This window comes from Flavobacterium sp., assembly GCF_017744675.1.
Taxonomy (GTDB): domain Bacteria; phylum Bacteroidota; class Bacteroidia; order Flavobacteriales; family Flavobacteriaceae; genus Flavobacterium.
In genome coordinates, this window is record NZ_JAGIAV010000008.1 from 148,732 (window position 1) to 163,707 (window position 14,976).

Annotated in this window: 16 protein-coding genes and 2 tRNA genes; 8 read left to right on the forward strand and 10 right to left on the reverse strand. The window is 33.0% G+C overall.

The genetic code is table 11. The features are described from left to right. Positions 1-3 precede the first annotated feature (3 nt). The 5 genes from J7574_RS21835 to J7574_RS21855 all read left to right on the forward strand — a co-directional run bounded on the left by J7574_RS21835 (position 4) and on the right by J7574_RS21855 (position 4,100). On the forward strand, positions 4-1,455 hold the full coding sequence (locus J7574_RS21835) for a hypothetical protein (protein ID WP_290973929.1): 1,452 nt from the start codon (positions 4-6) through the stop codon (positions 1,453-1,455). 10 nt (positions 1,456-1,465) lie between these two features. Then, complete coding sequence (locus J7574_RS21840) at positions 1,466-2,017, forward strand: hypothetical protein (protein ID WP_290973932.1); 552 nt, start codon at positions 1,466-1,468, stop codon at positions 2,015-2,017. A 179-nt stretch (positions 2,018-2,196) separates the two neighbouring features. Then, a complete protein-coding gene (locus J7574_RS21845; RefSeq protein ID WP_290973935.1) occupies positions 2,197-2,562 on the forward strand; it encodes a hypothetical protein in 366 nt (121 codons plus the stop codon). 110 nt (positions 2,563-2,672) lie between these two features. Next, on the forward strand, positions 2,673-3,314 hold the full coding sequence (locus tag J7574_RS21850) for an O-methyltransferase (protein ID WP_290973938.1): 642 nt from the start codon (positions 2,673-2,675) through the stop codon (positions 3,312-3,314). A gap of 66 nt (positions 3,315-3,380) precedes the next feature. Then, a complete protein-coding gene (locus J7574_RS21855; protein WP_290973941.1) occupies positions 3,381-4,100 on the forward strand; it encodes a phytanoyl-CoA dioxygenase family protein in 720 nt (239 codons plus the stop codon). Positions 4,101-4,325: 225 nt separating this feature from the next. On the opposite strand, the gene J7574_RS21860 is transcribed toward J7574_RS21855, so the two are convergent. The 7 genes from J7574_RS21860 to J7574_RS21890 form a co-directional block, all read right to left on the reverse strand. Further along, complete coding sequence (locus J7574_RS21860; protein WP_290973944.1) at positions 4,326-4,889, reverse strand: phosphatase PAP2 family protein; 564 nt, start codon at positions 4,887-4,889, stop codon at positions 4,326-4,328. Continuing rightward, the gene (locus J7574_RS21865) at positions 4,889-5,236 is read right to left on the reverse strand and encodes a twin-arginine translocase TatA/TatE family subunit (protein ID WP_290973947.1); all 348 of its coding nucleotides are present in this window, start codon (positions 5,234-5,236) and stop codon (positions 4,889-4,891) included. Before J7574_RS21865 ends, J7574_RS21860 begins: the two co-directional genes overlap by 1 nt. A 153-nt stretch (positions 5,237-5,389) precedes the next feature. Beyond that, positions 5,390-7,633, reverse strand: a complete 2,244-nt coding sequence (locus J7574_RS21870) for a M1 family metallopeptidase (RefSeq protein ID WP_290973949.1) — start codon at positions 7,631-7,633, stop codon at positions 5,390-5,392. Positions 7,634-7,699: 66 nt separating this feature from the next. Next, complete coding sequence (locus J7574_RS21875; RefSeq protein ID WP_290973951.1) at positions 7,700-8,206, reverse strand: DUF6702 family protein; 507 nt, start codon at positions 8,204-8,206, stop codon at positions 7,700-7,702. Continuing rightward, positions 8,203-8,958 carry a hypothetical protein gene (locus J7574_RS21880; RefSeq protein WP_290973954.1) on the reverse strand — a complete coding sequence of 252 codons (756 nt, stop codon included), beginning with the start codon at positions 8,956-8,958 and terminating at the stop codon, positions 8,203-8,205. The genes J7574_RS21875 and J7574_RS21880 overlap by 4 nt, the downstream gene beginning before the upstream one ends. Continuing rightward, positions 8,948-9,676, reverse strand: coding sequence for a carboxypeptidase-like regulatory domain-containing protein (locus J7574_RS21885; protein WP_290973957.1), 729 nt, complete (start codon positions 9,674-9,676; stop codon positions 8,948-8,950). Before J7574_RS21885 ends, J7574_RS21880 begins: the two co-directional genes overlap by 11 nt. Continuing rightward, positions 9,663-10,430: a carboxypeptidase-like regulatory domain-containing protein gene (locus J7574_RS21890; RefSeq protein ID WP_290973960.1), complete on the reverse strand. Its 768-nt coding sequence runs from the start codon at positions 10,428-10,430 to the stop codon at positions 9,663-9,665. The genes J7574_RS21885 and J7574_RS21890 overlap by 14 nt, the downstream gene beginning before the upstream one ends. A 164-nt stretch (positions 10,431-10,594) precedes the next feature. Between J7574_RS21890 and pepE the strand changes: the two genes are divergently transcribed. Beyond that, the gene (pepE, locus tag J7574_RS21895) at positions 10,595-11,302 is read left to right on the forward strand and encodes a dipeptidase PepE (RefSeq protein WP_290973963.1); all 708 of its coding nucleotides are present in this window, start codon (positions 10,595-10,597) and stop codon (positions 11,300-11,302) included. 140 nt (positions 11,303-11,442) lie between these two features. Here the strand turns inward: pepE and J7574_RS21900 are convergent. Further along, positions 11,443-11,515 (reverse strand) — tRNA-Gly (locus tag J7574_RS21900). Positions 11,516-11,613: 98 nt separating this feature from the next. Then, positions 11,614-11,686, reverse strand: a tRNA-Gly gene (locus J7574_RS21905). Between the two features lie 135 nt (positions 11,687-11,821). Between J7574_RS21905 and J7574_RS21910 the strand changes: the two genes are divergently transcribed. Both J7574_RS21910 and J7574_RS21915 read left to right on the forward strand, forming a co-directional pair. Further along, positions 11,822-12,259, forward strand: a complete 438-nt coding sequence (locus J7574_RS21910; protein ID WP_290973965.1) for a GNAT family N-acetyltransferase — start codon at positions 11,822-11,824, stop codon at positions 12,257-12,259. A 1-nt stretch (position 12,260) separates the two neighbouring features. Continuing rightward, positions 12,261-13,844, forward strand: a complete 1,584-nt coding sequence (locus J7574_RS21915; protein WP_290973968.1) for a L,D-transpeptidase family protein — start codon at positions 12,261-12,263, stop codon at positions 13,842-13,844. On the opposite strand, the gene J7574_RS21920 is transcribed toward J7574_RS21915, so the two are convergent. Next, positions 13,833-14,558, reverse strand: a complete 726-nt coding sequence (locus J7574_RS21920; protein ID WP_290973973.1) for a murein L,D-transpeptidase catalytic domain family protein — start codon at positions 14,556-14,558, stop codon at positions 13,833-13,835. The genes J7574_RS21915 and J7574_RS21920 overlap by 12 nt on opposite strands. Between the last annotated feature and the right edge of the window lie 418 nt (positions 14,559-14,976).

Genomic DNA, 14,976 nt, shown 5'->3' on the forward strand with positions numbered 1-14,976 from the left:
GCCATGAAGAAGATTTATATCCTACTTATTACGGTAATCAGCACCTTTACCGTCCAGGCACAAGTGAGCTTTGGAAATATGCAAAACCAAATTTCTAGAGGTAAAGATGGTATCAACGTTTTTGACGTTCAAAAAGACAATAGAGAATTTAAAGGTCTTAGTATTGACCTTGGTGGAGCTTTCAATATGGATTTTCAAGCAACAAATTCATTCAACGACCAACCTAATAACATTACGACTATAACTACTACAGCTGGGGGTACTACCACTAGATCAATTACAGGATATCGTTTAATGAATACCGAAAATAATTTTACGCTTCCCGCTGCTGATATGTATATTGGCGCTCAATTGTTTGATGGAGTAAGAGTAAATTTAGATGTTTATTTAGCTTCAAGACATCACAATGATTCTTATGTGAAAGGCGGTTACTTGCAAATTGACAAATTAGACTTCATCAAAAAAGACTTCTTAGCCGATTTCATGAAGTATGCTACCATTAAAATTGGGCAAATGGAGAACAATATTGGTGATGCTCATTTCAGAGGTTCTGATAATGGTAATACAATACGAAATGCATTTGTTGGAAATAACATCATGTATTCTTTCACTACAGAAATGGGTATGGAGGTTTACTACAATAGAAATGGTTTGGTAAGTATGTTAGGTGTTACAAACGGTAATTTGAATCAAAGTAACGAAGAAGTTTTCTACCCTTCTGGTCCAAATGCAAATACAACACATAGTCCTTCAATCTTAGCTAAACTTGGTTATGACAAACAGCTTAATGAAGATTTAAGAATAAGATTAACTGGTTCTTATTACCATAATGCAAATCTTGGTAATGCAAACATTTACTCTGCTAATAGATCAGGATTTGGTTATTGGGGTGTATTGAATAATAACGCTTATAAAAATACTATTACTAAGACCGATGCTAACGGTACTGTTATTTCTACAACTACTACTGATATTCCTACTAGTTTCAGCAAGACATCTACTCCAGAGGCAACGTTTAACCCTAATTTCAAAAATTGGGCTACTACCTACATGATTAACCCTTTTGTAAAATACAAAGGACTTGAATTCTTCGGAACTATCGAATTAGCTTCAGGAGGAGATAAAGCTGGTACTGACGACAAACGTACCGCTAATCAATATGCTTCAGAGCTTATTTACAGATTCGGAAAAACGGAACAATTCTATATCGGAGGAAAATACAATACGGTATCTGGAAAATTATCTAATGCCGATGCTAAAAAGGTTACTGTAGATAAATTTGAAGCAAGTGCTGGCTGGTTTATGACTAAAAACATTTTAGCTAAATTAAACTATGTTAATCAAAAATATAAAGATTATTCACAATTTACAGGAGATCCTGCTACTGGAAATCTAAACAACTTTTATGGTGGTAAATTTGAAGGTTTAGTATTCGAAGCAACAATTGCATTCTAATATAAAAAAAATGAAAACAAGATTTTCAATCTTAATTATGGGTTTAGCAATGTTCTTTTTACTAGGAAGTGCTAAACCCACTTTTTTTGCAGAAGATACGGCTGTGGTAATAAATAAAATAAAAATAGAAATCACAGGCCTATCAACTGTAGGCAAATACAATTGCTCTAATACATTTGCCATAAAAGACACTGTCTTTGTAAATTCAGTTAAAAAAAACACGTTTAATACCGACATCAAAATGTCAAACTTTGATTGTGGCAACAAAATCATGACCAAAGATTTACAGGGCACCGTAAAGGTTAAAAAATTTCCGAATAGTACGGTTTCTATCAGCGACATAAAACCTATCGGAAAAAATTACAAATGCAGACTCAACTTTTACATCACAGATAAAACCCTAAAATACAAGGATTTCATTTTATACAATACAGACGATAAAATTCAAGGAACACTAAATTTAAAATTCTCTGATATTGAATTGGAAGCTCCAGTAAAAATGGCCGGATTGATTAAGGTTAAAGATGATATTGTAATTAATTTCAGTTTGTATAAAAACTAATTTTTAGCACAAAAAAAATTCTGCGGCAGACACAAAAAATTAAAAATTTGGCACAAGAATTGTTTTGCTCTCAAAAGAAAAAAATAATCTTACAAAGAGCTCAATCATTTTAAAATTTGTAATTTTATTTTTCAGCCATTTAACCTTTAAGTTTTATCAACCTAAAAAAAATTGAAATTATGAAAAAACAAATTTTAAGCTTAGCTGTTATCGCTTTATTAGCATTTGCTGTTCAATCATGCGAGAAAAAAGAAAACAAACCTGCAGAAGACGAATTAACCCTTGGAAACAAAGTTGATTCTCTAACAACAGATATCAAAGAAGTAAAAGATAGCGCAGTAAGCAAAGCCGAAACTACAGCTACAAAAGCAAAAGATGCTACAGAAAAAGCGGCAAACGATGTAAAAGACGCAACTAAAAAAGCAGCAGATGATGTTGAAAAAGCAGCTAAAAAAGGTGCGGAAAAAGTAGAAAATGCGGCTAAAGCAGCTAAAGACGGAACTGTAAAAACAGCTAAAGATGTAAATGAAGCTTTGAAAAAATAAATTTCATTTAAATCCGAAACAGAAACCATTCGTAAATCGAATGGTTTTTTTATGCCCAATACTAAGTGTATATTTTTGTATTTTTGCGATTAATTACAAGATACTACAACATGCATTTTATATCGCAAGAATTAGAAGATTATATCGAACAGCACTCTGAGAAAGAACCAGAATTGCTGGCGAAACTTAATAAAGAAACTTATCAAAAAATACTTCTGCCAAGAATGCTGAGCGGTCATTTTCAAGGCCGTGTTTTAAGCATGCTTTCAAAATTGATTCGTCCTGTAAACATCCTCGAAATCGGAACTTATACCGGTTATGCAGCGCTATGTTTATGTGAAGGAATGCAGGAAAATGGACAATTGCACACGATTGATATCAAAGAAGAATTAGTTGACTTTCAAAGAAAATATTTTGATATGTCTCCTTGGGGAAAACAAATTTTTCAGCATTTAGGCGAAGCGGTAAACATCATCCCGGATTTAGATTTAAAATTTGATTTGGTTTTTATTGATGCCGATAAAGAAAACTACTTGAATTATTGGGAAATGATTGTTCCAAAAATGAATAAAGGTGGCATCATTTTATCGGATAACGTTTTATGGAGCGGAAAAATTCTAGAACCAGTTCACCCAAATGATATAAGCACAAAAGTACTTTTAGAATACAATCAGCTTTTAAAAGACGATCCGAGAGTAGAAACGGTTTTATTGCCAATTCGTGATGGATTGACGGTTTCGAGAGTGCTTTAGATTATAAGTTTCTAAGCTGCTAAGTCTCTAAGATTCTAAGTTTTTTTATGTTTAAAAGCAATTAAAATGACTCATTTACACCAGATAGATTCAGAAGGATTTTCAATAATAAATAATGTTTTTACAGAAAATGAAATTGAAAATATAATTTCATTGATCGAAAACAAAACAGCAAGCAATGAAGAAAATGCGACTTTCAGAAAATCACAAGACCTATTTGCTATTAGACAGTTTCACAAAGAAGTTCCGGAGACTCTTCCGCTAATTTTCAATAAAAAATTGCAGGAAATCATAAAATCTACTTTTGGAGAGGGATTTTTTATAACGAAGTCCATTTATTTTGATAAGCCAGAAAAATCGAATTGGTTCGTAGCTTATCATCAGGATTTAACGATTTCTGTTGATCAGAAAATTGAAGCTGAAAATTTTGAAAATTGGACGGTAAAACAAAATCAATTTGCAGTACAGCCACCGACAGAAATATTAGAAAACAATTTCACAATAAGAATTCATATTGACCACACAACAAAAGACAATGGTGCTTTAAAGGTTATCAACAACTCGCATTCAAAAGGAATTTTGAGAATTGAAAATCTCGATTTTGAAAACGAAAAAGAAACAATTTGCGAAGTTGAAAAAGGTGGCATCATGATCATGAAGCCTTTATTATTTCATGCATCTAACAAAACCACAAACAACGAACGCAGAAGAGTCATTCATATTGAATTTAGTAAACAACAGCTTCCAAATGGATTGGAATGGAGTGAAAAAACAATTCTCAATTAGTTTTTTTTTAGGTTCTAAGCTACTAAGGTTCTGAGATGCTAAGTTTTTTTCTTTAATAAAAAAAGGCTTTAGCCAAATACTCATTTGTATTTTTGGCTAAAGCCTTTTTTTTATGTCAATATTATATCTCCAGCTAAAGCTGGAGACAACTCAAAATATATTTTAATTCAGTTCAAAAACTTAGCACCTTAGTATCTCAGAACCTTAGCATCTTTTAAAAAAAAGCTATCCCGGAAAATATTGTGGTTTCAATTTTCGATATACTAAATAAAGAAGTGATCCGAAAAGTGCTCCAAAGAAATATCCAGCTAGAATATCGCCAGGAAAATGCAATCCTAAGTAAATACGGCTATAAGCAAAAATTAAAGGCCATAGAAATAAAAAACCTAAATATTTGAAGTGGCGCTTTAAAACTAAGTACAAGAAAGTTGCCACCGCCATAGTATTTGCAGCATGTCCAGAGAAAAAACTAAAAGATTGTCTCACCTGAACCACTCTAATAATGGAGTTAACCTCTGGATCATTACAAGGGCGCAAACGCTGGAAAGTATGTTTGAATAAGTTGCAAGTCTGATCTGTAAAAGCAATTAGAACTGCTATAAAAAGCAGTAAATACAGGGTTTGTTTTCCTCCTATTTTTTTATAAATAAGGTAGAATAGAAATAAGAAAAATGGCGTCCAATACAACTGATTGGTAATGATAAGCCATAATTTATCGTATGTTTCAGAACCTAATCCGTTAAGAAAGATTAAAAGATTTTTATCTAATTCCTGTATTTTTTCGAGCATTACATTTGGCGTTTAATAGGTCCTGATAGAGTGTTAATATCTTCTTTCACTTTTTCGATTTCAGTTGCAGTATCTCCTAAAAGATTTCCTGTATCTCCAAGTAAATTTGATTTTGCATTATTAATTTCTGCATTGATATTTCCGGTAATATCATTCAAAGCTTTTGCATCAAGGCCATTTGCCTCTGCTCCTTTTTGAATTTCGCTTTTAATATCATTCGTTGCATTTTTTAATTGAGCCATGGCTTTCCCCATTGTACGAGCAATTTCAGGCACTTTATCAGAACCAAAAAGCATTAGTACTATAAACAGTATGAAAACCAATTCTCCTCCTCCTATACCAAACATAACTTTTATTTTTGTTCTCGCAAAGATATTAAACTTTTCAAGTTAGAGTTTTAAAATTAACTTAAAAAGTCCTTTAAAACACACTTCCTAAAAAGAAAAAAGTCCATCAAGCTTTTAAACCTGATGAACTTTTCATTCTTGTTTGTATTTTATTTAGTCAAATTTTGACTTTGTTTCCACTTTTGGCCAAGAGTTATTGGTTACATCAATATCTGCTGTTAGCAATTGTGGGTCAACTTGAATGCTCTTAATTGCTTTTGTAGTAGCGTAAACTTTTCTAGCAGTATCATTACCTTTTCTCCAGATTTGCGCTGGGTATTTGTAATTATCTTTAGAACCGTCTTCGTAAGTAATCTCAACTAAGACAGGCATAATCATTCCGCCTGGTTTATTAAATTCTACTTCGTAGAAATATTTAGGAGATTTAATGCTTGCTTTTTCTTCAGCAGTAAAAGTCTGATCCACATAATCTGCCAAAGTTTTAAAATCTTCTACTTTTAAAGCTTTTTTCTTAGAATCGCTTACTTCTGCATTATCTCCTGCAACTAAATAAACAAAAGGTCCTTTCTCGTATCCAAAACGCCCTTTTCTTACTTTAACATCTTTAATATCTGTAGTTGGAGTGTCTGAAACATAATATTGTTTTACATCTTTAATTCCGATATCTACAAAATCTGTTGAATAGAACCATCCTCTCCAGAACCAATCTAAATCTACTGCAGAAGCATCTTCCATAGTCCTAAAGAAATCCTCTGGAGTTGGGTGCTTAAACTTCCATCTGTTTGCATACGTTCTGAATGCGTGGTCAAATAATTCTCTTCCCATAACTACTTCTCTCAAAATATTAAGACCTGTAGCTGGTTTTCCGTAAGCATTATTTCCAAATTGGTGAATAGTTTCAGAGTTTGACATAATTGGCTCTAAAAACTTTTGATCGCCACTCATGTAAGGAACAATATTTTTTGCAGGCCCTCTTCTTGAAGGAAAATTAGAATCTAATTCCTGCTCTGCTAAATATTCTAAAAATGAATTTAAACCTTCATCCATCCAAGTCCATTGGCGCTCATCTGAATTCACAATCATTGGAAAGAAAGTATGCCCAACTTCGTGGATAATAACACCAATCATTCCGTTTTTCACTTCTTTGCTTGTCACTCCGTTTTCATCTGGACGACCATAATTCCAACAAATCATTGGGTATTCCATTCCTTGATCTTCTGCTGAAACTGAAACCGCTTTTGGATAAGGGTAATCAAACGTATGTGAAGAATAGCTTTTTAAAGTATGAGCCACAACCATTGTAGAAGTTTCTCCCCAAAGCGGGTTAGATTCTTTTGGATAAACAGATTCTGCCATAACGGTTCTGTTTCCAATTTTTACTGCCATTGCATCGTAAATGAATTTTCTAGAAGAAGCAATTCCGAAATCACGAACATTTTTAGCACTGAATTTCCAAGTTTTTTTCTTTTCAGAAAATCCTTTTTCTGCTGCTTCTGCTTCTGCTTGCGTTACAATAACCACAGGTTTATCAAATGATTTCTGTGCTTGCTCATATCTTTTTACTTGTTCAGCAGTAAATACTTCGCTTCTATTCATTAATTCTCCTGTTGCATCAATCACGTGATCTGCAGGAACTGTAATGTTTACGTCGAAGTTTCCGAAAGGAAGAGCAAACTCTCCGCTTCCCCAGAATTGCATATTTTGCCATCCTTCAACATCATTGTAAACCGCCATTCTTGGATAGAATTGTGCTATTACATATAATTTATTGCCGTCTTTTTCAAAAAATTCATATCCTGAGCGACCGCCTTCTTTTCTGTAGTTATTGATATTATACCACCATTTGATTGAGAAAGAAATTTTTTCTCCCGGTTTTAAAGGTGACGTCAAATTAATACGCATCATGGTTTCGTTGATCGTATAAGACATTGGGCTTCCTTTAGCATCTTTAACTTGTTCAATATTAAAGCCGCGCTCTAAATCTTTTTTCAAATATTTAGAAGAAAAACCATCAAGCGGCAAAACCTGACTGATTTTATCACTTTCTGCCAATGAAGTCTGCGTATTTGCTCTAGCCTGATTTTGATCTAATTGTACCCATAAATATTCCAGAATGTCTGGCGAATTATTGGTATAGGTAATCGTTTCAGATCCGCTTAATTTTGAATTCTTATCATCCAATTCAACATCAATTTTGTAATCGGCTTGCTGTTGGTAATAAGCTGGCCCTGGAGCTCCAGAAGCTGTACGAAACATATTTGGCGTTGCCAGCAAATCGTACATTTGGCTAAACTTATTCGTGTCGTACTTTCCCTGTTGTCTAGTAGGTGTGGTTGTTGCTTTATCCTGCGCTACTAACATTGCAGGAAAAAGTAATAATAATGAAAGTTTTTTCATAAAAATTTAATGGTAATTTCTTTAGGCTGTGAAAATAGTAATTAAAACATTAATTTTACAAATACATTAATATTTTAACAATTCTTTCCTTGAAGATTCTGTAAAAAGGACACTTCTTTTTGTATCATACGCTGAAATATGTGTAATGTTTTGCTGTTCTGAGTTCCAATCTACCAAAATTGTATTTGAAATTTCAAGCGTTTTGAATTTATCAACATCCTTAATTCGGGAATAGCAAACCAAAACATCATCAGCTTCGACTTCTTTAGACAAAAAAGTTATCGCTTTTGACTGTCCATTGACTTTAATTAAAAAATGCTCAGACAAGTATTTTTTCAGTAATTCAACATCCGCTGGAGTTTCTTTGCTAGTACCTACAAAAGTTTTTTTGTGATACTTTTTCTCCATTGCATTATTCAAATCATCAATAAAAATGCGGGAAGTAATTTGCAGCATTTTCTTTTCTGCAGCATAATTTACCTGAAAAACACCAACATAAAATTTATGAAAAGCAAATGCTGAAGACAATACAAACAAAACTCCCAGCAAAGGGAAAACTAACTTTTTTTTCATTTTTGAGCAGTCTCAGCCTTCTTAAAATCTTTATTTTTATTGATCATAAAGTCCATTAACTGAAACTTCTGATCTGGATCTACCAATTGTTTAGAGCGAGGATCGTTTGAGCAATACATTAGAAAAAGCTCTAACTCATCATCTTTTAGATTAAGCGTTTTAGAATAAAAATCTTTTGTAAAATTGTCTTTTGCATATTCTACAAAAGCAATATCGGTAACTTCTTCTTCTTTTACCTCATCTTTCTTACTCAAAAGCTTTTTGACATCTTTAAAGATTCTAACAAAATCAGTTCCATATTTTATGGTCTGATCAGATAGCATTGCCGTATTTTTTGCGGTAGACTGATTATCGTCTTCAAATTGCATATCTACATATTTCTGAGAACCTCCCTGAAGCGATTTTACCTTTAAATCCTTATGAACCACAACTTCTTTAAGCTGGTTATTAACCAAATCTAATTTTACTTTTAAAAGAATTTCAGCACAATCTTTTTCGGTTAAAACTATTTTTTTGGATTGAAACGACAGGCCTGAAAACAGCAGCGTATCTTTGGGTTGCGCAACAATATCAAACAATCCGCCAGAACCAATAAATGTTCTCACATTAGCATTAATATTCATTACATAACCACTTTCGATGGCTAAAAAATCATTTATAACCTGACCGTGTAATGGCTTCCTGAAACCGTTTTGCCCTAATACAAACTGACAAAATAAGCAGACAACGAGTATTCCTAATTTATTTTTCATTTTCGAGAATTGTTAGATATTTTCTTGCTAGATCTGTGATTAAAAACATACTCATTGTTTTGTTTTTAGTATTCAAAGATACAGCAAAATCAGCATCATCTACACAAAATAATTGAAATCCTTTTATATCATCTACCGGAATTTTCAATCTATCGGTATAATAGTTCTCTTCAAAAAGATACTCCAGCTTTCTAAAAAGAATTTCCTTTTTCTCTACATTCGCTTCTTTTTTTAGCATCGCAGTTCGTCCTGAAATTTTATTTAACAGCTTGTCAACAGACGTTGAAGTAGCGGTATAAATCTTCCGTTCTGCGGGCGTATATTTTTTTTGTCCGTACGGAATTATCCCTAAATTTTCAGCTGTTATATTGGCATTTTCATTGACAATTACTTCCTTTAATTCAACTTCTTTGGCTGTCATTTTTACAACTAAAGAATTATTGGCCAAATGCTCTGGAGTTATTCTAAGTTTAACAGGATCTAAATTTACAGCCGAAAAAACCAAAACGTCACCTTCTCGCACAGCAATCGAAAAATTACCATCAGGATCTGAAACTGCAGTTGCTTGAGTAGCATTATTTATAATATTCACTCCTTCAACCGAAGAAGATTGCTCCTGCACCTTTCCTGTCAAAAGTTTAAAATCATTTTTTTGTCCAAAACCAATTTGAACAGCAAAAAGAAAAACAAAAATTGATATGACCCTACTTACTCTCACCAGCAATCATTTCTTTATACTTTACAGCCAATTCTCCTAAAAGAAACTCTGTAGAAGTTTTATTTTTAGAATTCAAAATCACGGTAAACTTATCATTCTCAATAGCATAATATTCAAAACCCTTTACATAATCTGCTGGAATTTTCAATCGGTCAGTAAAATGATCTAGGCTAAACATATTTTCCAGAAGACGCATAAAAAATTCCTTTTTCTCAACTGCAACTTCTTTCTTAAGCATAGCCGTTCTGCCTGAGAAAAAATTCAGTAACGGATCTGCTGAAACAGAACCTCCAGCCATCGTTCCGCCATTTGCTGTAGCATTTAGCGCAGTAGCTGTCTGTAATTTACGTTCTGCCGAAGTATATTTCTTTTGTCCCATCGGAATTATGCCCAAACTTTCAGCATTAATATTATCGTACCGCTTTACTATCACTTCTTGCAATTGATACATAATCATAGTAAGGTTGACCGTAAAATTAAGATTCGAAAAATCTTCTTGTTTCAATAAAATTCTTTTTTCTTTAAAACTTATCGAAGAAAAAACCAGAATATCATCTGCTTTTGCAGAGATTGAGAAAGATCCAGATGCATCTGTTGTTACCGTTTCTTCTGTTTGCGCATTAATGACATGAATGCCTTCCAAATCTGAAGTATTGGAAACTACTTTACCATTAAAAACAGAACGATCTTGAGTTTGAGACCAGCAAGCTTGTCCCGCTACAATAATTAAAAAGCAAGTAATTTTCTGAAACAAAATAAAATCAATTAAAAATATTCTTAAAACGGTAAAAATATCTCAAGTCGGTCCAAATTTAATATTAACGACTTGGTAAATATATGTTAATTAAAACAGCAAAAACTTAGACAAAAACAGAGTTTTTAATATCTTTAACAACCAAAATTTGAGTTTAAAAAATCATGAAAAGCGTAATTATTGCAAGCACTTCTACATTACACGGAGGCAACTACTTAGAATATCTTTTACCTACTTTAAAAACACATTTTAAAAACTGTAAAACCATCTTATTCATACCTTATGCCCGTCCTGGCGGTATTTCGCATGACGAGTACACTAAAAAAGCGTCAGAAGCTTTTGCAACCATAAACATTGAAGTGAAAGGAATTCACGAATTTGAAAATGCACAGGATGCAGTAAAAAATGCTGAAGGAATTTTTACAGGCGGAGGCAATACTTTTTTGCTTGTTACGCAGCTTTACAAAAACAACATCATGCAGTTGCTTTCTGAAACAGTAAAAAACGGCACTCCTTACCTTGGATCAAGCGCAGGAAGCAATATTTGCGGTTTGTCAATGCAAACTACAAACGACATGCCTATTATCTACCCGCCTAGTTTTCAAACTTTAGGAATAATTCCATTCAACTTAAATCCGCATTATTTAGATGCCGATTTACAATCTAAACACATGGGAGAAACTCGCGAAACGAGAATTAAAGAATTTCACGCATTCAATTCTATTCCGGTTTTAGGCTTAAGAGAAGGAAGTTGGCTAGAAGTAAAGGGCGAAAAAATTACTTTGAAAGGAGATTTGACCGCTCGTTTATTTAAACAAAACGAAATTCCGACAGAGCTAGAAACAGAAAGCGACTTAAGCCATCTGAAATAATTTTATTTTAAACCATATAAGTAATATAAGTTCATTTAAAACTAAGCTCAAAAAAACTGATAATTTCTTATATCACTTATATGGCAAAAAAACCGAATAAAAACAAAAAAGCCTCAAACATTTGTTTGAGGCTTTTGAAGAGCGAAAGACGAGGCTCGAACTCGCGACAACCAGCTTGGAAGGCTGGAGCTCTACCAACTGAGCTACTTTCGCATTAACCGGGTGCAAATTTAAAAAATTTAATTTTTAAAACAAATAAAAATCAAAAATTTTATTTTCACAAAAACAAAACTAAAAAGTTTGTTTTCTAGAGCGAAAGACGAGGCTCGAACTCGCGACAACCAGCTTGGAAGGCTGGAGCTCTACCAACTGAGCTACTTTCGCATTGGTTCGGCAAAGATAGAAAGAAAGTTCAGTTAAAAACAAGCTTTTCGGCAAAAAAATTTAATAAAAAACAACAATTATTTATAACTGATTTAAAATTAAAAAGTTATAAATGCAATATTTTTAAAAAAAATCATGATTACAATTAGAGAAATTACATCCAAAGAGACTTATCCTGTTCGCCAACCTGTTTTAAGAAAAGGAAAACCTATAGAAACTTGCGTGTTTGAAGGCGATGATTTGGAAACTACTCATCATTTTGGGTTATTTGAAAATGAAAATTTAACAGGAATTATTTCGTTATTCGAAAAAATCAATCCTATATTTGCGGCACAAAATCAAGCGCAAATTCGAGGAATGGCTGTTTTAGAAACCCATCAAAAAAAGGGATTTGGAGAGGCTTTGGTAAAACATTGTGAAACCTATTGCGATGAAAATCAAGTCGATTTGATTTGGTTCAATGCCAGAACAGCCGCTGTTGGTTTTTATCAAAAAATGAACTACCAGCCAGTAGGCGAAGCATTTGATATTAAAGATGTTGGCGAACATTATTTGATGTTTAAAAAATTATAAAATGAAAAAACTCTACTTTTTAGTAGTACTATGCCTTTTAGTGGGCTGTAAAAAAGAAGACCCTAAACCTAAACCTATTATCAAAAAAAAGGTTCCAGCGATTATACTTACCGATGGAAGAAAAGTTGAGATAGATACCGCTATTATAGGAACTTTTAAAAGCGAAACTTTAAAACAATTTTACGCCGCTTCTGAAAATCAGACGGTATGGGGAAATCTTAAAAAAAGAACTTTTGTTTTATCGCAATTAGAAAAATCAGCCGAACTAGGCTTAAATCCAGAGGATTACAAAATATCTGAGCTAAAAAAATTGGAACGCAAAGTGGCCTCGCTTAGCGATAAAGATTTGGCAGCTTACGATATTTTACTGACTTATAATTTTGAAAAATATCTCAGCCATATTTACAAAGGCAAGCTAGATCCTAAAAAATTGTATACCAATTGGGATCTGGAAGAGAAACCATTTGACGCTAATTCTATTTTAATTAAAGGTTTCAATAAAAATAAATTAGATAGCATTATAGAAAACATTCAGCCCAAAACACAAACCTACAGAGAGCTGCTAAAAGCGCTTGAAATCATAAATACTTTTCCAGATGACCATGTAAAAACGATTGAATCTGTTGAGAAAATTGTTTTAAACGATACAAACCCTGCTTTAATAAACATCAAAAAAAGGCTTTTGTATTGGAATGATATGACCGGAAAAGATAGTCTTACAACGATATATGATACAAAAACTTTTGAATCGGTAAAGAGATTTCAAGAAAGGCATGGCTTAGCCGCAGACGGAGTTATTGGAGTTGGAACTATCCGCGCTTTAAACTATTCTAAAGAAGACAGAAAGAAACAAATTATTGCCAATTTGGAGCGATGGAGATGGTATCCGTCAGAATTAGCCGAAAACTATTTTATTATTAATATTCCCGATTACAGTTTAAATGTTGTAGAGAGTCAAGACACTACTTTGGTTAGAAATATTGTGGTTGGAACAAGCAAAAGAAGAACGCCTATTATTACTTCTTTTTTAAAAACAGTTGTTTTTAATCCGACTTGGACTGTTCCTCCAACTATTCTCAAAGAAGATGTAGTTCCCGCAATGAAAAGAAACCGAAATTATCTTGCCAATAAAAACATTACCATCTATGACACCGCTGGAAAGGTAGTCTCGCCAATGGCATGGAACGAAAACAAACCGAACAATTATCGTTATGTTCAGAGTCCAGGTTATGACAATTCGTTGGGATTAATGAAAATTTTGTTTCCAAATCACCATAGTGTTTATCTTCACGATACCAATCATCGAAATATCTTTGGGCGCAACAACCGCTCGATGAGTTCTGGTTGTGTGCGTGTTGAAAACCCACTAGAACTTGCCCAGCATATATTGGATGTTGACGGAAACTGGCCTCAAGACAGAATCGACACCATTATTGCAAGCAAAACCACTATGAGTTTTAAAATAACCAAAAAGTATGCTTTATACCAATGGTATTGGACAGCTTGGAGCAAAAAAAATCAGCTCATTTTTAGAGCTGATATTTATGATTTAGATTCGGATTTATATGCGCAATTAAGAAATTAGCCTCTCCTCCATCTCGAAACTTCTTGACGGATGATAGATATATAAACACGATTTGTCTTTTATTAATTGAATAATTTCATTTGTCAATTCAACTGGAACTGCAGGACAGCCTTGGCTTCTGCCTAATCTTTTATGGTCTCTGATGAAAGATTCAGATACGTAATCTGCGCCATGCATTACCACGCCTCTTTCGCGAGCATTGTCATTTACGCCATTTTCTAAACCATCCAAACGCAAAGAAGCACCGTGCTTTCCTTGATAGATTTCGCCAGTAGCATAAAATCCTAAACTACTTTTAAATGATGAATTAAGATTTGAAAATGCTGAAGCAAATTCTTCTCCAGTATTTCTTCCGTGCGCTACAAGCGAATTAAACAAAATGGTATTGCTAGTTAAATCTATCACCCACAAACGTTTCGTGTTTGATGATAAACTAAAATCAATTAGTGTTAGAATATTTTTCTTGATCACTCCTTTTTCTTTCAACAAATAAAATCCTTTTAAAGCTTCCGAAAAAGTTTTAAGTTCTGGCATTTTAAAATTGTTTGAATTTAATGAGTTATAAACGCTCTCGATTTTAGAATCTACTGTAACCTTCTCAACTTTAGCAATTGTCTTTACAGTGGCATTTTTCTGAAGTTCGGCAGTGTTTTTTGAATCTTTTCCAAAAGACAATAGCAAAAACACAAATAAAGGATAAATTTTGTAAATCATTGAATTTCTTTAGGTTAAACAAAAATTTGGGTATCGCAAAAATATAAAAAAATCACGCCTTGCAAAATACAAGTCTGATTTTCAGGCCTTTTTTGCTTAAACTTTAACATTATTAACATAATATTGCTTTTTCTGTAAGATTTTATCTCACCGTAACATTCTTAATGTTTCAGTCCATTTTCTTAAAAAAAGAAAAACAAAATGAAAATCTTGAAACTTAAATCATTAAATGCAGAATGTAATCGATCGAATATCTTCTATATTGAAGCATCTTAAAACTCATCTTCCATAATTCTGAATACTTTATTGGCAATAATGCCGTCAAAAACAAAGTCAGAAAAAGAGCTTAGTCTGAATTAATTTTAAAAAATAAAGACTTCTGCAATTAAATTAATATTTTTTCTCTGCCTTCATTTTA